The 17,720-nt window shown below is 63.5% G+C and carries 20 protein-coding genes; 16 read left to right on the forward strand and 4 right to left on the reverse strand.

The annotated features are described in order from the left end of the window. Positions 1-45: 45 nt before the first annotated feature. Complete coding sequence (locus tag A3A9_RS44810) at positions 46-357, forward strand: hypothetical protein (protein WP_027059402.1); 312 nt, start codon at positions 46-48, stop codon at positions 355-357. A gap of 199 nt (positions 358-556) precedes the next feature. On the opposite strand, the gene A3A9_RS0114400 is transcribed toward A3A9_RS44810, so the two are convergent. Beyond that, entirely contained in the window at positions 557-1,624 is a 1,068-nt protein-coding gene (locus A3A9_RS0114400; RefSeq protein ID WP_027059403.1) for a TraB/GumN family protein, read from the reverse strand. A 61-nt stretch (positions 1,625-1,685) separates the two neighbouring features. Continuing rightward, entirely contained in the window at positions 1,686-2,624 is a 939-nt protein-coding gene (locus A3A9_RS0114405) for a tyrosine recombinase XerC (protein WP_027059404.1), read from the reverse strand. 122 nt (positions 2,625-2,746) lie between these two features. Here A3A9_RS0114405 and rimM point away from each other — a divergent pair, with 122 nt between their 5' ends. Together rimM and trmD are read left to right on the forward strand one after the other, a co-directional pair. Continuing rightward, a complete protein-coding gene (gene rimM / locus A3A9_RS0114410) occupies positions 2,747-3,346 on the forward strand; it encodes a ribosome maturation factor RimM (RefSeq protein WP_027059405.1) in 600 nt (199 codons plus the stop codon). Continuing rightward, positions 3,343-4,041 (forward strand): tRNA (guanosine(37)-N1)-methyltransferase TrmD, encoded by a 699-nt coding sequence (gene trmD, locus A3A9_RS0114415; protein ID WP_027059406.1) that lies wholly within the window; start codon positions 3,343-3,345, stop codon positions 4,039-4,041. The genes rimM and trmD overlap by 4 nt, the downstream gene beginning before the upstream one ends. Here the strand turns inward: trmD and A3A9_RS0114420 are convergent. After that, a complete protein-coding gene (locus tag A3A9_RS0114420) occupies positions 4,023-4,775 on the reverse strand; it encodes a sulfite exporter TauE/SafE family protein (RefSeq protein ID WP_027059407.1) in 753 nt (250 codons plus the stop codon). The two genes, trmD and A3A9_RS0114420, sit on opposite strands and share 19 nt — an antisense overlap. Positions 4,776-5,088: 313 nt before the next feature. Here A3A9_RS0114420 and rplS point away from each other — a divergent pair, with 313 nt between their 5' ends. From rplS to A3A9_RS0114475, 9 genes are all read left to right on the forward strand, one after another. Next, positions 5,089-5,640: a 50S ribosomal protein L19 gene (gene rplS / locus A3A9_RS0114430; protein WP_027031900.1), complete on the forward strand. Its 552-nt coding sequence runs from the start codon at positions 5,089-5,091 to the stop codon at positions 5,638-5,640. Between the two features lie 154 nt (positions 5,641-5,794). After that, the gene (locus A3A9_RS0114435; RefSeq protein WP_027059409.1) at positions 5,795-6,208 is read left to right on the forward strand and encodes an organic hydroperoxide resistance protein; all 414 of its coding nucleotides are present in this window, start codon (positions 5,795-5,797) and stop codon (positions 6,206-6,208) included. After that, positions 6,205-6,702 (forward strand): MarR family winged helix-turn-helix transcriptional regulator, encoded by a 498-nt coding sequence (locus tag A3A9_RS0114440; protein WP_027059410.1) that lies wholly within the window; start codon positions 6,205-6,207, stop codon positions 6,700-6,702. The genes A3A9_RS0114435 and A3A9_RS0114440 overlap by 4 nt, the downstream gene beginning before the upstream one ends. 236 nt (positions 6,703-6,938) lie before the next feature. Beyond that, the gene (locus A3A9_RS0114445) at positions 6,939-7,739 is read left to right on the forward strand and encodes a transporter substrate-binding domain-containing protein (RefSeq protein ID WP_027059411.1); all 801 of its coding nucleotides are present in this window, start codon (positions 6,939-6,941) and stop codon (positions 7,737-7,739) included. Positions 7,740-7,795: 56 nt separating this feature from the next. Beyond that, positions 7,796-8,602: an amino acid ABC transporter permease gene (locus A3A9_RS0114450; RefSeq protein WP_027059412.1), complete on the forward strand. Its 807-nt coding sequence runs from the start codon at positions 7,796-7,798 to the stop codon at positions 8,600-8,602. Between the two features lie 54 nt (positions 8,603-8,656). Beyond that, positions 8,657-9,292, forward strand: a complete 636-nt coding sequence (locus tag A3A9_RS0114455) for a class I SAM-dependent DNA methyltransferase (protein ID WP_027059413.1) — start codon at positions 8,657-8,659, stop codon at positions 9,290-9,292. A gap of 416 nt (positions 9,293-9,708) precedes the next feature. Next, complete coding sequence (gene leuC, locus A3A9_RS0114465; RefSeq protein ID WP_027059414.1) at positions 9,709-11,118, forward strand: 3-isopropylmalate dehydratase large subunit; 1,410 nt, start codon at positions 9,709-9,711, stop codon at positions 11,116-11,118. A 162-nt stretch (positions 11,119-11,280) separates the two neighbouring features. After that, a complete protein-coding gene (locus tag A3A9_RS0114470; RefSeq protein ID WP_027059415.1) occupies positions 11,281-12,477 on the forward strand; it encodes a GGDEF domain-containing protein in 1,197 nt (398 codons plus the stop codon). Between the two features lie 71 nt (positions 12,478-12,548). Next, positions 12,549-13,763, forward strand: a complete 1,215-nt coding sequence (locus A3A9_RS0114475; RefSeq protein ID WP_027059416.1) for a GGDEF domain-containing protein — start codon at positions 12,549-12,551, stop codon at positions 13,761-13,763. Here A3A9_RS0114475 and A3A9_RS0114480 read toward each other — a convergent pair. Then, entirely contained in the window at positions 13,747-14,109 is a 363-nt protein-coding gene (locus tag A3A9_RS0114480) for a hypothetical protein (protein WP_027059417.1), read from the reverse strand. The two genes, A3A9_RS0114475 and A3A9_RS0114480, sit on opposite strands and share 17 nt — an antisense overlap. A gap of 254 nt (positions 14,110-14,363) precedes the next feature. On the opposite strand from A3A9_RS0114480, the gene A3A9_RS0114485 reads away from it, so the two are divergent. From A3A9_RS0114485 to sdhA, 4 genes are all read left to right on the forward strand, one after another. Continuing rightward, positions 14,364-14,804 (forward strand): hypothetical protein, encoded by a 441-nt coding sequence (locus A3A9_RS0114485; RefSeq protein WP_027059418.1) that lies wholly within the window; start codon positions 14,364-14,366, stop codon positions 14,802-14,804. A 257-nt stretch (positions 14,805-15,061) separates the two neighbouring features. Further along, positions 15,062-15,481 carry a succinate dehydrogenase, cytochrome b556 subunit gene (gene sdhC / locus A3A9_RS0114490; RefSeq protein WP_027059419.1) on the forward strand — a complete coding sequence of 140 codons (420 nt, stop codon included), beginning with the start codon at positions 15,062-15,064 and terminating at the stop codon, positions 15,479-15,481. A gap of 2 nt (positions 15,482-15,483) precedes the next feature. Beyond that, on the forward strand, positions 15,484-15,882 hold the full coding sequence (sdhD, locus tag A3A9_RS0114495; RefSeq protein ID WP_027059420.1) for a succinate dehydrogenase, hydrophobic membrane anchor protein: 399 nt from the start codon (positions 15,484-15,486) through the stop codon (positions 15,880-15,882). 1 nt (position 15,883) lies between these two features. Next, on the forward strand, positions 15,884-17,719 hold the full coding sequence (gene sdhA, locus A3A9_RS0114500) for a succinate dehydrogenase flavoprotein subunit (protein WP_027059421.1): 1,836 nt from the start codon (positions 15,884-15,886) through the stop codon (positions 17,717-17,719). The last annotated feature ends 1 nt before the right edge of the window (position 17,720 follow it).

Below are 17,720 nucleotides of genomic sequence, written 5' to 3' on the forward strand. Positions count from 1 at the left end.
GCAGAGCTTTGTCTTCGTCGGGTTAAGCCCGAGGATGAACGCCTGATGACACGCCTAAAACAAAACGGCCCGCCTTTCAGCGGGCCGTTCGTATTTGATGTCGAGCCGATCAGTTGGCCGGTGCAGGAGCCGGCGCGGGTGCCGGAGCTGGCGCCGGGGCAGGAGCCGGAGCTGGCGCCGGGGCAGGAGCCGGAGCCGGAGCTGGCGCAGGAGCCGGTGCTGGAGCCGGTGTGGCGGGCTTCATCGGTTCTGCCGGTGCGGGCGCTGGGGCCGGTGTGCTGGCCGCCGGCGGCTCTGCAGGTGCCGGATGTTGGCCGCTTCTGCCGAAAACGTAGTATGCGACTACAGCCAGGATAACCACGACCAGCGCAATCAGCCAGGGGCTACCGCCGCCGCCACTTGTTGGCCTGTCGTTCGATGGATTTGCCATAAAAGTTCCCTCCGTGGATGAAAATGATCAATCAACAACCATCAACGTGCAACCGTTGAATGGGTTTCACGCTAGGGAAGGAAAACGCCGAAAACGCGGCGTTTGAGCCCTTCCGCCGTCGCCGACTCAATTGACGGCGGTGACAGTATAGCCGGCTTTGCGAAAATCCTCGACCAGTCCCTGCGGGCCGGGAAGGTGCAGCGCGCCGACCGCCATGAAGGCATTGCCCCTGGCCAGGATCGGCTCGGCGTGATCGACCATCACCTTGTTGCGGCTGGTGATCATGGTTTCCTCGAAGGCGGCATAGCCCGCGGGGTCGTTCTGCTCTTCCGGCATGGCGGCGCGAAACAAAGGCCAGAACATGCCGGTGTCGCCGCGCTGGTAGAGCAGGATCATGGTCTCGTTAATGTCGTTGACCTTGTCGCCCAGCTTCAGCGTGTCGACCAGGCCCTTCATGTGGAAGGCGAGCGGCAGCGAGGCCATGGCGCGCAACTGGCTCTCGGCGGTTTCCAAACCCTCCACCGGCTTGCCGGCCGCCTTGGCGCCCTCGGCCAGCTTGACGTCGAGCACCGGCGCGCCGCCCGACTGGCGGGCGAGTTCGCAAGCCGGCAGCGCCATCATCGCCGACAGCATCCAGGGCTTCATCTTGGCAACGGTTGCCGGCGGAATGCCGCGCGCATCGAGCGCGGCATTCATGGCCGCCGCCTCGTCCGGCGTCAGCAAGGACGACAGCGTGGTGGAGTCGGTGAACATCATCAGGTCCGGCTCCTTCAGCATCGCCGCCATCATCTTCTGCTTGTCGAGAACATCGGTGGTTTCGATGATGAGGGTGCCGGCGGCGTCAAAAGCCTTCTGGGCTTCCGGCGTCAGCGTGGTGACGCGCGGATCGGTCATGTGCATGGTGCCGAACAGGTAGGATGGCTGTTCGCCGGATTTTTCCAGCTTCCATAGCAGGCCCTTGCCATTGAGCGTCGCGGCGGCTTCCGCCTCGATCTTGCTGTAGGTGGCAGGGCTGTTCTTCTGCAGGTCCGACAGCATGTCGGCACCGCTGCAGGTCGGGATTTCCGCATGCGCCCTGCCGGCCGCGAACAGCAGGACGGCGAGGAAGGACAGGACAAACAGCACGTTGAGCGCGATAAGCAGCTTCAGCGACAGGGAAGCCGCACGGTCGGCGATGGCAATGACGCGTTTCATAGGCGTTTTCTAACGGTGAAAAGCGGCAAAACGGTTAATTGGCGCAGCGAAATTGAAGGGTTTACGCCCTTGGATGGGCCGATTCGTAGATTTCGAGCAGCCTTGCGGTGTCGACGCCGGTATATATCTGCGTCGTCGACAGGCTGGCGTGACCCAAGAGTTCCTGGATGGTGCGCAGATCGCCGCCACGTCCGAGCAGATGCGTGGCGAAGGAGTGGCGCAGCGCGTGCGGCGTTGCGGTGTCGGGCAGGTTGAGGGCCGAGCGCAGTTTTGCCATGTCACGCTGGATGATGGCCGGGTTGAGCGGGCCGCCGCGGGCGCCGCGAAACAACAGGCCTTTCGGATCGAGATGATAGGGACAGAGCCTGCGGTATTCGGCGATGGCCCTCAGCGCCACCGGCAGCACCGGCACCAGCCGTGTCTTGCCGCCCTTGCCGGTGACGCGCAACACGGTGTCGCTCTCCGATGCGAGATCGGCGCCGGCCAAACCGAGCGCTTCCGAGATGCGCAGGCCGGAGCCATAGAGCAGCGTCAGCACGGCAGCGTTGCGGGCGGCGATCCAGGGCTCTTCCGCCAATTGGCCTTCGACGGAGACGACATGCTTGGCGTCGCTTGCCGTCAGCGGTTTGGGCAGGGATTTGGGCTGGCGTGGCGCGCGAAGTGCTGCGGCACCCGCCGCATTGGCGAGCCCGCGCCGTTCAAGAAAACGCAGCAGCGAGCGGATGCCGGCGAGACCCCTGCCAAGCGTGCGCGCACCGGCGCCGGCATTGCGGCGGGCGGCGAGAAAGCCGCGCAGGTCGGCGGGGCGCAGATTGGCGATATCCGAAATGCCGGGCGAGCCGCCGCAATGGCCGGTGAGGAAATGCAGGAATTGGCGTGTGTCGCGCTCATAGGCCTCGACCGTTGCGGGCGACAGCCGACGCTCGCGCGCCAGCATCTTCAGCCAGCTTTCGCGCGCCGCCTGCAGATCGGGTTTCGCCGGGATGAGGAATTCCTGCATGGCGGCATTTTCTTGTATCCGGGTTAGGAAGCGGTGAAGAGCCCGTCGTTGAAATGACAACGGGCAATCATTGAAATGGCGCCGGGCTGGGGTTAGAGCAGGGCCAAAGGATATCGAGCCCCATGAGCAAGCCGCAAAACCCCGTCCAGATGGCCGTGATCGGCGCCGCCCATGGCATCAAGGGCGAATTGAGGGTGAAAACCTTCACCGGAGAGCCGATGGCGCTGGCCGATTATGGGCCGCTCTATGCCAGGGATGGCCGTGCCTTCCAGATAACAGACATCCGCCCCGCCAACACGGTCGTTGTGGTGCGCTTCAAGGGTGTTGCCGACCGCAACGCCGCCGAAGCGCTCGCCGGCACCGAACTGTTCGTCGACCGGTCGATGCTGCCCGACGATGGCGAGGAGGATGAATTCTATCATGCAGACCTGATCGGACTGGAAATCCGCGACGAGACGAGCACTGCCATCGGCAAGGTGGTCGCGGTGCACAATTTCGGCGGCGGCGACATTCTCGATGTGACGCTCGCCGGCCGCAAGGGCGTGCTGATCCCGTTCACGCAGGCCGCAGTGCCGCAGGTGTCGATCGCAGAGGGTTTCATCCGCGTCGACCCGGCGGCTGCCGGGCTTGTCGAGGAGGAGGATGGCGATGCACCGCGCGACGAAGATTTCGACCCGAAGGGCAGGCCGCGCGGACCACGCGACGCCGGGGGCAACCGGTGACGTTCAAGGCTTGCGTGCTGACGCTCTATCCCGAGATGTTTCCGGGCGCACTCGGTGTGTCGCTGGCGGGCCGCGCGCTTGAGGCGGGCACATGGTCGCTGGAAGCAATCCAGATCCGCGATTTCGCCACCGACAAGCACCGCACCGTCGACGACACGCCGGCCGGCGGCGGCGCCGGCATGGTGATGCGCGCCGATGTGCTGGCCAGGGCGATCGACCACGCTTCGCCGCCGGGCGATTCACGGCCGCGCCTGCTGATGAGCCCGCGCGGCAAACCGCTGAGCCAGGCCCGCGTGCGTGAACTGGCCGCCGGGCCGGGCGCCGTCATCCTGTGCGGTCGCTTCGAGGGCGTCGATCAGCGGGTGATCGACGCGCGAGGATTGGAGGAAGTCTCGATCGGCGATTTTATTCTCTCGGGCGGCGAGCCGGCAGCGCTGGTGTTGCTCGACGCGGTGGTGCGGCTGCTGCCCGGCGTCATGGGCAATGCCGTGTCGGGCGAGGAAGAGAGCTTTGAGAACGGCCTGCTCGAACATCCGCACTACACGCGGCCGCAGGAATTCGAGGGCCGGGAGATTCCCGACGTGCTGATCTCGGGCAATCACAAGAAGATCGCGGCATGGCGGCGGGCGGAGTCGGAGGCGCTGACGAAAGAGCGGCGGCCGGATCTGCTCGGGGCTCAGCCCTTGGTAAAGTAGTAAAAAGCCAGAAACAGGCCGACGGCGATGACGAAGCCGCGCACCACATTCTGCGGCACGCGCTTGGCGATCCACACACCGGCATAGCCGCCCAGCGCGCCGCCCGGGATCATGATGACCGCCTGCGGCCAGGCGACGACGCCGCCCGAGACGAAGACGATGATGGCGACAGCCGCGATGACCACGGCCAGCATGTTCTTCAGCGCGTTCAGCCGGTGGTAGTCGCCGGCCTGCGTCAGGCCGAGCGTCGCCAGCATCATCACGCCCATGCCGGCGCCGAAGAAGCCGCCATAGATGGCGGTGACGAACTGTGCCAGCGAACCGGCCAACGAGCCGATAGCCACGTCCTGTCCGGGCCTTGGCACTGGCTTCAGCCACGGCCCGGCGGCAAACAGGGCGGTTGCGGCCAGCAACAGCCATGGCACCAGGACGCGGAAGGACGGATTGTCGAGTGCCAGCAGGATGAGCGCGCCTGCCAATGCGCCTATCGCCGAGATCAGGCAGAGCAGTACGGCGCCGCGCCAGAAATGCCTGATATCGGCCCAGTAGGCGAGCGTCGAGGTGATGTAACCTGGAAATTGCGTGACCGAGGAGGTGGCGTTGGCGACGATGGGTGGCACGCCGACCAATGTCATGGCGCCGAAGGTGATGAAGGTGCCGCCGCCAGCGACCGCGTTGGCGGCGCCTGACAGGAAGCCCGCCAGGAAAAGCAGAATGGCGTCGAAGACAGACATGGAATGCCGCCGCAGAAAACTGTGCTATTGCAGGCTTAGGGAGCCCTGACCACGGGCGCAACCCTGCACCGGAAGGTTGCGATGATGCCATGCCGGCAAAAAAGACTCAGGGTCGGGCGTGACAAAGCGTTGAAATAGCTGTATGTGCCCGCCCGTACCGGCCAGAAGAATCTGCCCGGACCCGTCAACAATGACGGTGTAGTCGCCCCTGCCCGATGTCTTCTCGACTAACGGCATAACCGAGCGGTCATTGGAACTGCAAGGCGAGCGCAGGGCGCTCTGACTGTCGAAGAACAAGAAGTGGACTATTGAGATGGATATCATCCGTCAGCTCGAAGCCGAACAGGCCGCCAAGATCGAAGCCAAGCGCAAGCTTCCCGAATTCCAGCCCGGCGACACCGTGCGCGTCCAGGTCCGCGTGACCGAAGGCACCCGCACCCGCGTCCAGGCCTATGAGGGCGTCGTCATCGCCCGCGCCGGTTCCGGCTTCCAGGAAAATTTCACCGTCCGCAAGATCTCCTACGGCGAAGGCGTCGAGCGCGTGTTCCCGGTCTATTCGCCGATGGTCGAGGGCGTCGAGATCGTGCGTCGCGGCAAGGTGCGTCGCGCCAAGCTCTATTATTTGCGCGACCGTCGCGGCAAGTCGGCCCGTATTTCGGAAAACACCGGCGTGCGCGCCCGCAAGCTCAACGATGAGGAGCGCGATGCGCTGAACGCCGAGAAGGCCCGCATCGAGGCTGAGAAGGTCGCTGCTGTCCAGGCGCTGGCCGCCGAGACGGCCGCCAAGGAAGCCGCCGAGAAGAAGGCCGCCGCCGAGGCCGAAGCAGCTGCCAAGGCTGCTGCCGAAGCAACTCCCGCCGAATAAGATTTCGGAAATTCCATTCAAAAAGGCGGCTTCGGTCGCCTTTTTCGTTTCACCAGACTGTGAACGCTTTCAGCCCCGGAAACAGGATCCAGGTGTTGACCGCATATTATCTTGTGTACTAAATAATCGTGCACAAGATAATTGGAGATTTGATATGGCACTCTACACGACACAGGCTCACGTCACCGGCGGCCGCGCCGGCCATGGCGAGACCAGCGACGGCCTGCTCAACGTCGATCTGGCGATGCCCAAGGAACTCGGCGGGCCGGGTGGCGCCACCAATCCCGAGCAGCTTTTCGCCATCGGCTATGCCGCCTGCTTCGAAAGCGCTGTCCGCTTCATCGCGCGCAAACAGAAGCTGCCGCTTACAGACGCCGGGGTAACCTCCACCGTCAGCCTGCTTCCCAATGGCGAGGGCTTCAAGCTCGCCGTCGCGCTCGCGGTGGAAACGAAAGGCCTTGATCAGGCAGCCGCCGACGCGCTTGTATCGGCGGCGCATCAGGTTTGCCCCTATTCCAACGCCATCAAGGGCAATATCGACGTGGCGCTTTCGGTAAAGGCGGCATGACGGCAAAAGTCGAAACGAAAGCCAAGGATGTCCCGGCGGAGGCCGCCGGGACTTTTGCCATGCCGCGGCTCGATCAGCAGTTGTGTTTCGCGCTTTATTCGGCGAGCGGGTTGATGACCAAGGTTTACCGCCCGCTGCTCGAGCCGCTTGGCCTGACCTATCCGCAATATCTCGTGATGCTGGCGCTGTGGGAGCGCGCGCCGAGCACGATCGGAGCGCTTGGCGAAGCGCTGGGCCTGGATTCCGCGACACTGACGCCGTTGCTCAAGCGGATGGAGGCGGGCGGCCTCATTACCCGCCGGCGCGACGCCGCCGATGAGCGCCGGGTACTGGTCGAGCCGACGGCCAAAGGGCAGGCCATGCGCGCCCATATCAAGGACGTATCCGCAGGTCTTGCCTGCGCCATGCCGCTCGAAGCTGAAGAGCTGAAGTCGCTGCACCGCACCTTGACCGGGTTCGTCGCGAAGTTGCGTAACGCTGCGTCAACATCCTGATCCGTCGTTTGACGGTTTCCCTGGTGTCCGGGAGAGGCCTAGCTTTGCCGTAGCGGGATCACGGAATGAATGCCGGCCCCGAGGGGTTCTAAAACCCCGCCGGCCGAAGGCATTGGAATCTGCTTTCGCCTGACGTAGAGCATCGGACCGGCTTGCAAGGCGTCTGCGGACAGCTAAAGTCGGGCCGAATTTTCTTGTAAGCCCATCTGGGCGCTTTCAATTTTCGGGAGTGTGTCATGACCAAAACGAAACTGCTGCTGGCCGGCCTGCTTGCTCTTGTCCTGGCGCCCGTCGCCGCCTGGTCAGCCGATGCGCTGCCCGATCTCGGCGGCAAGAAGGTGGTGGTGGTGACCGAGAACGCCTATCCGCCGTTGCAGTTTATCGATGCCAAGTCGGGCAAACAGATCGGCTGGGAATATGATGCGATGAACGAGATCGCCAAGCGGCTCAATTTCAAGGTCGAGTACCAGAACACTTCCTGGGACGCGATGATCCAGGCGGTTTCCGACAACCAGTACAATATCGGCATGACCGGCATCACCATCAAGGACGACCGCAAGCAGAAGGTCGACTTCTCCGATCCCTATATGCGCTCGGAGCAGTTCATGCTGGTGCGCGGCGACGAAAGCCGCTTCACCGACGCCAAGACCTTCGGCGCCTTCAAGGACGGGCTGATCGGCGCCCAGGCCGGCACGACGCCGTTCTACACCGCCGTCTACAGCGTGCTCGACGGCAATGAGCAGAACCCGCGCATCAAGCTGTTCGAGACCTTCGGCGCCACGGTGCAGGCGCTGAAATCGGGCGATGTCGATGTCGTGCTCACCGACGGCACCGCCGGCAAGGGCTACGTCGACGCTTCCGCGGGCAAGCTAAAGCTGATCGGCGGGCCGCTCGGCACCGAGGACTTCGGCTTCATCTTCCCGAAAGGATCCGACCTGGTGAAGCCGGTCAACGCGGCGATCGCGGCGCTGAAGGCGGACGGCACGCTCGATGCGCTGAACAAGAAGTGGTTTCTTGATTACAAGATGGGGCAGTGAGCCATCTTGGTGGGGGTCTCGGGTGATAGCGCGCTGACATTGGCGCGATCCTTTTGATGGGGGCACCCTCCACCAAACCCGACTTCCCCTGGTGGCTTGCCGTCGCCATCCTTCTCGCATTGGCGGCGGCGCTGTTCATCGCTACCAGCGACCTTTACGCCCAGGTCTTCGCCACCGTCGCCAAGGGCATCTGGACCACCATCTTCGTCACCCTGATTGCTTTCGCACTGGCCTCGATCATCGGTCTCGGGATCGCCTTGATGGGCCTGTCAGCTTCACCCTGGCTGCGGCAGGTTGCCCGCTTCTATGTCGAGATCATTCGCGGCGTGCCGATCCTGGTGCTGTTGTTCTGGATCGCCTTTGCCGGCGCGCCGGCCTTCGTCGCGGCCTGGAATGCGCTGACCGCGCCGTTGCAAAGTGCCGGCCTGTTCAGCGAGCTTTTGGTGCGCGACGTGTCGCTTTTGTGGCGCGCCATCATGGCGCTGACCATCGGCTACTCCGCCTTCATCTCCGAGGTCTTTCGCGCCGGCATCCAGTCGGTCGAGAAGGGCCAGATCGAAGCGGCCAAGGCGCTGGGCCTGAGCCGCGCGCAACGCTTCCGGCTCGTCGTGTTTCCGCAGGCGATCCGCACCATCCTGCCGCCGCTCGGCAATGATTTCGTCGCTTTGGTCAAGGATTCTTCGCTGGTCTCCGTGCTCGGCGTTGCCGACATCACCCAGATGGGCAAGGTCTATGCCGCCGGCTCGTTCCGCTTCTTCGAGACCTATTCGATAACGGCCTATATCTATCTCATCTTGACCGTCAGCCTGTCGCTGGCGCTGAGGGCGCTGGAACGGCGCTTGCGCCGCCAGCACGAGGAATAGTTTTTCGACGGAGACAAGGTTACCATCCCCGACATATTTCGTTGGGGAGGCCTCATGATCGTCGACAACGCCAATGCGGCGCTGGATTCCGTCTATACAGCCGGCTCGCCGGAAGCGCTTGAGGAGGCTTATGCCGCCTGGGCCGCGACCTATGACAGCGAGACAGCCTCGCTCGGCTATCTCCTCCCGTTCCTCATCACCGCCTGGGTAGCGCGCCATGTTCCGGTCGGCGAAGGGCCATTGCTCGACGCCGGCTGCGGCACCGGCCTGTCGGGACCGTCGCTGAAGGCGCTGGGCTACGGCGACATCGCCGGGTTGGACCTCTCGGACGACATGCTCAAGATCGCCGGCAGCCGGAACGCCCATAGCGAGCTGAAGCAGGCGATGCTGGGCGGGCCGTTGCCATGGCCGGACGATCATTTCCGCGCCTTCTTCTCGACCGGCGTGTTCACCATCAGCCACGCGCCGGCGTCCGGCCTGCACGAACTGGTGCGCATCACTGGAAAGGGCGGCCATGCCATATTCACCGTACGCGACCAGGTGTTTGAAAGCGGCGGCTTCCAGGGTGTTTTCGATGAGCTGGAGCAGGCGGGCAAATGGCGGCTGATCGAGCAAAGTCCTTGGTTCCGCTGCTATGCCATCGCCGAGCCGGATGCGCTGGTGAAGACGTTTGTGTTTGAGGTGATGTGAGTGGAGCCATCTTTCCTTCTCCCCCTTGTGGGAGAAGGTGGCCTCGCGAAGGGAGGTCGGATGAGGGGTGATCCAGCTTGGCATGGACGGCGATCCGTCACCTACCCCTCAACCGTCTCGGCGCTGCGCGCCGATCCACCTTCTCCCCCTGGGGGAGAAGGGAAGATCGCACCGCCACTACCGCAATTGCCGAAAAGCCAAAACATTGGTATGAGCCACGCCATGGAAGAGCTTTTTGGCGATCCGGCTTACAAGGGGTTCGTGCTGCAGGACAGAAAACGCCTGCCGTCGCGCTTTTCCGCGCGCGTCAGCGGTGCACTGAGCAGCCGATAGGCCGACCTGTCCAGGTCGTCTCGCCGGACCGAGCCTTACCGGCGTCTGCTTTTTCCCATTCTCATATCGACGGATTTACGCACATGAGCGCACCGCGCACCCTCTACGACAAGATATTCGACGACCATATCGTCGACCGCCAGGACGATGGCACCTGCCTGCTCTACATCGACCGCCACCTGGTCCATGAAGTGACCAGCCCGCAGGCCTTCGAAGGCCTGCGCATGAGCGGCCGCAAAGTCCGGCATCCTGAAAAGACGCTGGCCGTGGTCGATCACAATGTCTCGACCTCGCCCGAGCGCAAGTTCGGCATCAAGAACGAGGAAAGCCGCATCCAGGTCGAGGCGCTGGCCAAGAACGCTAGGGATTTCGGTGTCGAATACTATTCCGAGAACGATATCCGCCAGGGCATCGTCCACATCATCGGCCCGGAGCAGGGCTTTACCTTGCCCGGCATGACCATTGTCTGCGGCGACAGCCACACTTCGACGCATGGCGCATTCGGCGCGCTGGCACACGGCATCGGCACTTCGGAAGTCGAGCATGTGCTGGCGACGCAGACGCTGATCCAGCGCAAGGCCAAGAACATGCTGGTTCGTGTCGATGGCCAGTTGCCTGCAGGCGTCACCGCCAAGGACATCATCCTGGCCATCATCGGCGAGATCGGCACCGCCGGCGGCACCGGCTATGTCATCGAATATGCCGGCGAGGCGATCCGCGCGCTGTCGATGGAAGGCCGCATGACGATCTGCAACATGTCGATCGAAGGCGGTGCGCGCGCCGGCCTGATCGCCGCCGACGAGACGACCTTCGCCTATGTCAAGGACAAGCCCCGTGCGCCGAAGGGCGCGGCCTGGGATGCAGCACTCGAATACTGGAAGACGCTGCAGTCCGATGAGGGCGCGCATTTCGACAAGGTGATCGTGCTCGACGCGGCCAAGCTGCCGCCGATCGTCTCCTGGGGCTCCTCGCCCGAGGATGTCGTTTCGGTGCAGGGTGTCGTTCCCAATCCGGAAGAGATCACGGATGAAAACAAGCGCACCTCAAAGATCCGCGCGCTCGACTATATGGGCCTGACGCCGGGAACCAAGATCACGGACATCGCGCTCGACCGCGTCTTCATCGGCTCCTGCACCAATGGCCGCATCGAGGATCTGCGCGCCGTGGCCAAGGTGGTCGAGGGCAAGACGGTGAGTGCGCATGTGGATGCGATGATCGTGCCGGGCTCCGGCCTGGTCAAAGAGCAGGCGGAGGCCGAGGGCCTAGACAAGATCTTCATCGCCGCCGGTTTCGACTGGCGCGAGCCGGGCTGTTCGATGTGCCTGGCCATGAACGACGACCGGCTGAAGCCGCATGAACGCTGCGCCTCGACTTCGAACCGCAATTTCGAGGGCCGGCAAGGCTTCAAGGGCCGCACCCATCTGGTGTCGCCGGCGATGGCGGCGGCGGCGGCGATCGCCGGCCACTTCGTCGATATCCGCGACTGGAAATAGCTTCCGGTCTACACGGTTTATTGATTGCCGGACCCCGGACCGCATTGCGGTTCCGGGGTCTTTTTCATTGGTGCGGCTTGCATATCCGCTTGCGCTTAACCGCTTGTTTGGGCTTGAGCGCTAAGCTCTTCCCCGACGTCAGTGAGGGGAAGTCACCGTCCTTTGGACACAGGTCTGTTCATAGCGCTGCTTAATCCAACGATCGCGCTGGCACTCGGCGCGGCCTTCCTCGTGCTATGGACCTATCAGCGCCACCGCCCCTATCTCGCCGTGCTGGCACTCAGCTACGGTATTTCGGCACCCGGCTTTCTGTTCCAGTATTTCACCTTGCCGGTCGGCATGGCACTGTCCAAGCTGGTCTCCAACATCTGCTTCACCATTGCCGGCTGTTGCCTGTCGGGCGCTATTGTCGCCCGCTACGGCCGCAAGGTTCCCTATGTGGCGATCGCCATCCTGGGTGGAGGCGGGCTGGCGTCGCTGTGCTGGTTCCTGTTCGTCGCGCCGGATCTCACCTGGCGTATCCTGGCGATGAATTTTGCCTTCGGCGGCATCAGCCTTCTGGTCGCCGCCGAATTGCGGCCCGTGCGCAACAACGGCCCGACCGAGAACATCCTGTTCGTGCTGTCGCTGCTGTCGGGGGTGAACTTCTTCGTGCGCACCCTTGTCGTCGTTATCGCGCACGGGCCATTCACCAGCTATGACGGGTTCTACGGTTCGTCCTACTGGACAACAGCGCTGCTGTCGCATGCGCTGCTGTCATTGCTGATCGCACTTTGCCTGTTCAGCGCCGCGGCCCTCGACGTGATGAAGGCGCTGAAGGCCGAGACGCACACGGATCCGCTTTCGGGTCTTCTCAACCGCCGTGGTTTCGAGGAGCGCGCGGCCCTGCTCCTGCAACATTGCGCGGTGGCCAAGTTTCCGGTGGCGCTGGTGCTGGCCGACCTCGATCATTTCAAGGCGCTCAACGATGTGCACGGGCACGCCGCTGGCGATCGCGTGATCGCCGACTTCGCCGCCAAGCTTCGGTCTGCGACCGGTGCGCGGGGTGCTGCCGGGCGTATCGGCGGCGAGGAGTTCGCGGTGCTCCTGCCGTTGAGCGATCTCGGAGCAGCGCGATTGTTCGCAGAGGCGGTGCGCACGCTCTATTCGGCCGGCAGCGTCGACGGGCTTCCCGCCGGCACCAAGGTCACCGCCAGCTTTGGCGTGGCGGCCCGCAGCGGCGAGGAAGCGCTGGAGCCCTTGATGCGCCGTGCCGACGAGGCGCTTTACAAGGCCAAGAAGAACGGCCGCGACAGCGTGCGCCTTTCCTACGAACGGCCCGAAGCGGTGTTCGTGCCGGAGCTTCCAAAGACCGGCTGATCGTCTCCCAAGCCAGCGTTAACGTCTTTTTCGCCCGTCGGTGTTATCTGAGACACGGGTGCGAAAGAGAGATGAGCGGCGCCAACTTCATCCTGTTGATCAACCTGTCGGTTGCCGGCCTGCTGGCGGCATCCTTCATGGCGGTCGCGTTCCATGATGTCGGCCGCGCCCCGGCGCGCTGGTTTGCCTCTGGCTATGTCCTGGGCATGGCCTATTCGGCGATCGAATTCAGCATTCCCGCTTTCACCGATGCGCGGATCCCGGTGGTCACCGCCTTCGCGGTCTTCCTCGGCGCCACCATGGCCTTCAACGCCGGACTGGCCCGCAAATACGGCGTCGCGCCGCGATGGCCGCCGATGCTGTTCTTCCTGGTCGCCGCCACCATCGCCGTCTATTTCGTGCAGGACCTGCCGCGCCAGTCGCTGACCCGCATAGTGGCCTATCAGCTTCCCTATGCCGTCATGCAATTCGTCGGACTGGCCATCGTCTGGTCGTCGAGGCAAAGGCGTGGCCGGCTCGATCGCATCCTGATGGCCGTGCTGGCGGCCAGCGCTTTACAGTTCGCGTCAAAGCCGTTCATCGCCCATGCGCTTGGCGGTTGGGGTGCCAATCCGCAGGCCTATCTGCAAAGCAGCTACGCGCTGGTCTCGCAATCGCTCGGCACTGTCTTTGCGCTGGCGCTGGCGCTACTGATGCTGGCCATCCTGGTTCGTGAGGTGCTGGCTGAAGTGACGTCGAAGTCGGAGACGGATACGCTCTCGGGACTGCTCAACCGCGGTGCCTTCACGCGCCAGGCCGAGCTTGCGGTGATTGGCGCCATGCGGCAAGGCGTGCCGGTCGCGCTGGTCATCGCGGATCTCGATCATTTCAAGCGCATCAACGACAGTTTCGGCCATGCCTCCGGCGACCGGGTGATCGAGACCTTTGCCGGGTTCCTGCGCGAGGCGGCCGCCGGGCACCATGTCGCCGGCCGTATCGGCGGCGAGGAATTCGCCATCATCCTGCCGGGAACCAACCTGGCCGCTGCCCGGCTGTTCGCTGAAGGCACGCGTAGCGCATTCTGCGCCCTGCCCATCGACGGACTGCCGGCGGACATCAGCTGCACGGCGAGCTTCGGCGTCGCCGAACTTCATCCCGGTGAAACCATCGCCGATCTCATGCGGCGCGCGGACGAGGCGCTTTATCTGGCGAAGAATGCCGGGCGCGACTGCGTGGGCGCCTCAGCCGGGCCGGGAGGCGAGTGGCCGTCTAACGCGATCGCCATTAACTTCAGCGGCAAGGGCTGAGTTCGGGCATCTCACCGTCGGAAAGCCCGTACATGTAGCTGCGGCCCTTCACGAACACCGGTGGCCGGTAGCAATCGCTGTAGCCTGATATCTCGTCGGCTTCGTTCTCGTAGATCACCTTGGGCTGGCCGGCACTGGTGTAGTCGGACAGTTGCTTGGCCAGCTTGCCTTCGCCGACGATGATGCGCTTGTAGCCGGCGGCGCTGTCGATGACGAGATTGCCGAAGGAATCGGCGTAGACGCGATCCTGATGACGGGCACCGGCGAGTGCGGGTGCCGCCATGCCGGCGACCGCAGCCGCCAGGATGAGCGCCGCAAGGCGCGATCTGCCAGAGTTCGAACGCATGGCGTCCTCCATGAAAGTCACCGCGAATCAGAAATTAACCTTTTATTAACCTTTGTTAAGAGGCTGACGCGATGCGCGGCGATGTCTCGTCAAACATGGTTAATTTCCGACTGGAGGGAAAACCCGATGGCCATCATTCGGCCATGCTTGCCCGCTCCATCGCAGCCGGCGCCAGCGGATCCAAAAGGTGACGTCGGAGCAACCTTGATCTTGGCGCGGTATCGCGGCTAGTTTGCCGCACGGGAGGACAGCATATGGCGTTAGGCCGGACGGTTTGGGTGTCCGTTTTCCCGTTGATGATTGTCGTTGCTGCCTGTGTGCCGCAGGATGGCGCGCCGAAGGCGGCCAATCCCGCCTCGTCTGCTCCCGCTCAGCAGTCCAGCGCGACCGTGGCGGCCTCGGCATCGACGCCTCCAGCACCGGCAACCAAGACCACCACCGATCTCACCGCGCCGCGCTCCACTGTGGGTACAGCAACCTATGGATGCGGTAATGGCAGCGCGATCACCATTCAGAATCTCGGCTCGTCGCTGCGTGTGATCGAGCCGAATGGCGTGACCGAAGAGTTTTTGGCGTCGCCCGCCAACCAGTCCAGCCGCTACCAGGAGACCGCCACGCATAACGCAATCGTGATCGACGGGCGTGAGGCGCTGGTGATGAAGAGGGGCTCGACGCCGCAGACCTGCAAGCGATAGTGCGAATCTCAAACACAGCCGGGCTCTGGACCAGACATGCTGCACTGCAGCGATATCGAGTCGGCTTCGGCCCATCGGCCCCTAATCGATTGAAGCCCGAGCCTGCCTTTTTGTCAGACTAAATGACGTTTCCAAAACGATTTTCCGGCTTTGACGCGATGCAAAAAGAGCATTAGAAACCGGCTGTCCGAAGTCATACATGAAGGCGGCAAATGCCGCTTCCCCATAGCGGCTCCGAACATCGAACTGGGGGAGCCATGAGCAAATCACCAGCCACCCGCGAGCTTGCCAGACGTGAACGGCCGCTCTCGCCGCATCTGACGATCTACCGGCCGCCGATCACCATGACGATGTCGATCATCCATCGCATCACCGGCGGTGCGCTCTATTTCGGCACGCTGCTGGTTGCCGTGTGGCTGATGGCGGCGGCGACCTCGCAGGGCGCCTTCGATTGGGTCAACTGGGCGTTCGGCACCTGGCTCGGCCGGCTCATCCTGTTCGGCTACACCTGGGCGCTGATGCATCACATGCTCGGCGGCGTGCGCCACTTCATCTGGGACACCGGCGCCGGGCTCGAGAAGCACACGGCATCGAAGATCGCCTGGGCGACGCTCGCCGGGTCGGTTGTGCTGACGCTGGTGATCTGGGTCGCCGGCTACATGGCGCGGGGAGCCTGATCATGAGCGGCAACAAAAGCAACGATATGCGCACGCCGATGGCCAAGGTCCGCGGTCTCGGCTCGTCGCATGAGGGTACACAGCATTTCTGGCGCCAGCGGCTGACGGCGCTCGCCAACATTCCGCTGACACTGTTCTTCGTCGGGTTCCTGATTGCGCTTAATGGCGCCGGTTATGCGGAGGTGCGGGCAGCCCTTGCCAATCCGTTCGTGGCGCTGGTGATGATCCTTTTCCTGATCTCCGGGCTCTACCACATGCGGCTCGGCATGCAGGTGATCATCGAGGACTATGTGATCAGCGAAGGCCTGAAGCTGGCGACAATCGCGCTCAGCACATTTTTCACCATAGCGGTCGGCGTCGCCTCGATCTTCGCCCTGCTTAAACTTGCATTCGGAGGCTGAGTTGGCCAAGGACGCGAAATCAGCCAACACGGCGGGTTATACTTTTGTCGACCACAAATTCGACGTGGTGGTCGTCGGCGCCGGTGGTGCCGGCCTGCGCGCCACGCTCGGCATGGCCGAGCAGGGCCTGCGCACCGCCTGCATCACCAAGGTGTTCCCGACCCGCTCGCATACGGTGGCCGCGCAAGGCGGCATCGCCGCGTCGCTGTCCAATATGGGCCCGGATTCCTGGCAGTGGCACATGTACGACACCGTCAAGGGTTCGGACTGGCTGGGCGATGTCGACGCCATGGAATATCTGGTGCGCGAAGCGCCGGCCGCGGTCTATGAGCTCGAGCACTATGGCGTGCCGTTCTCGCGCACCGAAGAGGGCAAGATCTACCAGCGGCCGTTCGGCGGCCACATGATGAATTTTGGCGACGGCCCGCCGGTGCAGCGCACCTGTGCGGCCGCCGACCGCACCGGCCACGCCATCCTGCATACGCTCTATGGCCAGTCGCTGAAGAACAACGCGCAGTTCTTCATCGAGTATTTCGCGCTTGACCTGATCATGGAGCCGGACGGCACCTGCACCGGCGTCGTCGCCTGGAACCTCGATGACGGCACCATTCACCGCTTCTCTGCCAAGATGGTGGTGCTGGCGACCGGCGGCTATGGCCGCGCCTATTTCTCGGCCACCTCAGCCCACACCTGCACCGGTGACGGTGGCGGCATGGCAGCCAGAGCCGGCTTCCCGCTGCAGGACATGGAGTTCGTGCAGTTCCATCCGACCGGCATCTACGGCGCCGGTTGCCTGATCACCGAGGGCGCGCGCGGCGAGGGCGGCTATCTCGTCAATTCCGAGGGCGAGCGCTTCATGGAGCGCTATGCGCCGTCGGCCAAGGATCTAGCCTCGCGCGACGTCGTCTCGCGCTGCATGACGCTAGAGATCCGCGAAGGCCGCGGCGTCGGCAAGAAGAAGGATCATATATTCCTTCATCTCGACCATCTCGATCCGGCTGTGTTGCACGAGCGGCTGCCCGGCATTTCGGAATCGGCAAAAATCTTCGCCGGCGTCGACCTGACCAAGGAGCCGATCCCGGTGCTGCCGACGGTGCACTACAATATGGGCGGCGTGCCGACCAATTACTGGGGCGAGGTGCTCAGCCCGACGGCAGAGAACCCGGACCGGGTGTCGCCCGGTCTGATGGCGGTGGGCGAGGCGGGCTGCGCCTCGGTGCATGGCGCCAACCGGCTGGGTTCGAACTCGCTGATCGATCTTGTCGTGTTCGGCCGCGCCGCGGCGATCCGCGCCGGCCAGGTCATCGATCGCAAGTCGGCGATCCCTTCGCCCAACGAAGCCTCGGTCGAAAAGATCATGGATCGCTTCGACGGGCTGCGCCACGCCAATGGCTCGACACCGACAGCGGTGCTGCGCGAGAAGATGCAGAAGGCGATGCAGGAAGACGCCGCCGTGTTCCGCACCCAGGAATCGCTGGAAAACGGCTGCAAGCGCATTTCGGAAATCTGGAGCGAGCTCAAGGACATCAAGGTCTCCGACCGCTCGATGATCTGGAATTCCGACCTGGTCGAGACGCTGGAACTGGAGAACCTGATGGCCAACGCCATCACCACGGTCTACAGCGCCGAGGCCCGCAAGGAGAGCCGCGGAGCGCATGCGCGGGAAGATTTTGCGTCGCGCGACGACAAAGTCTGGCGCAAGCACACGCTGGCCAAGCTGAGCGAGGACGGCAAGGTAACGCTGAGCTACCGGCCGGTGCACACCGAGCCGCTGCTGGCCGAAAAGGACGGCGGCATCAGCCTCGCCAAGATCGCGCCCAAGGCCAGGGTGTATTGAG

Source organism: Mesorhizobium loti CJ3sym (assembly GCF_000472785.1).
Taxonomy (GTDB): domain Bacteria; phylum Pseudomonadota; class Alphaproteobacteria; order Rhizobiales; family Rhizobiaceae; genus Mesorhizobium; species Mesorhizobium loti_E.

What these genes read in the sequence shown, in the direction of transcription:
- A3A9_RS44810 (WP_027059402.1), top strand. Translation starts at nt 46, where the DNA reads ATGACACGCCTAAAACAAAACGGCCCGCCTTTCAGCGGGCCGTTCGTA.
- A3A9_RS0114400 (WP_027059403.1), bottom strand. Translation starts at nt 1,624, where the DNA reads ATGAAACGCGTCATTGCCATCGCCGACCGTGCGGCTTCCCTGTCGCTG.
- A3A9_RS0114405 (WP_027059404.1), bottom strand. Translation starts at nt 2,624, where the DNA reads ATGCAGGAATTCCTCATCCCGGCGAAACCCGATCTGCAGGCGGCGCGC.
- rimM (WP_027059405.1), top strand. Translation starts at nt 2,747, where the DNA reads ATGAGCAAGCCGCAAAACCCCGTCCAGATGGCCGTGATCGGCGCCGCC.
- A3A9_RS0114420 (WP_027059407.1), bottom strand. Translation starts at nt 4,775, where the DNA reads ATGTCTGTCTTCGACGCCATTCTGCTTTTCCTGGCGGGCTTCCTGTCA.
- rplS (WP_027031900.1), top strand. Translation starts at nt 5,089, where the DNA reads ATGGATATCATCCGTCAGCTCGAAGCCGAACAGGCCGCCAAGATCGAA.
- A3A9_RS0114435 (WP_027059409.1), top strand. Translation starts at nt 5,795, where the DNA reads ATGGCACTCTACACGACACAGGCTCACGTCACCGGCGGCCGCGCCGGC.
- A3A9_RS0114440 (WP_027059410.1), top strand. Translation starts at nt 6,205, where the DNA reads ATGACGGCAAAAGTCGAAACGAAAGCCAAGGATGTCCCGGCGGAGGCC.
- A3A9_RS0114445 (WP_027059411.1), top strand. Translation starts at nt 6,939, where the DNA reads ATGACCAAAACGAAACTGCTGCTGGCCGGCCTGCTTGCTCTTGTCCTG.
- A3A9_RS0114450 (WP_027059412.1), top strand. Translation starts at nt 7,796, where the DNA reads ATGGGGGCACCCTCCACCAAACCCGACTTCCCCTGGTGGCTTGCCGTC.
- A3A9_RS0114455 (WP_027059413.1), top strand. Translation starts at nt 8,657, where the DNA reads ATGATCGTCGACAACGCCAATGCGGCGCTGGATTCCGTCTATACAGCC.
- leuC (WP_027059414.1), top strand. Translation starts at nt 9,709, where the DNA reads ATGAGCGCACCGCGCACCCTCTACGACAAGATATTCGACGACCATATC.
- A3A9_RS0114475 (WP_027059416.1), top strand. Translation starts at nt 12,549, where the DNA reads ATGAGCGGCGCCAACTTCATCCTGTTGATCAACCTGTCGGTTGCCGGC.
- A3A9_RS0114480 (WP_027059417.1), bottom strand. Translation starts at nt 14,109, where the DNA reads ATGCGTTCGAACTCTGGCAGATCGCGCCTTGCGGCGCTCATCCTGGCG.
- A3A9_RS0114485 (WP_027059418.1), top strand. Translation starts at nt 14,364, where the DNA reads ATGGCGTTAGGCCGGACGGTTTGGGTGTCCGTTTTCCCGTTGATGATT.
- sdhC (WP_027059419.1), top strand. Translation starts at nt 15,062, where the DNA reads ATGAGCAAATCACCAGCCACCCGCGAGCTTGCCAGACGTGAACGGCCG.
- sdhD (WP_027059420.1), top strand. Translation starts at nt 15,484, where the DNA reads ATGAGCGGCAACAAAAGCAACGATATGCGCACGCCGATGGCCAAGGTC.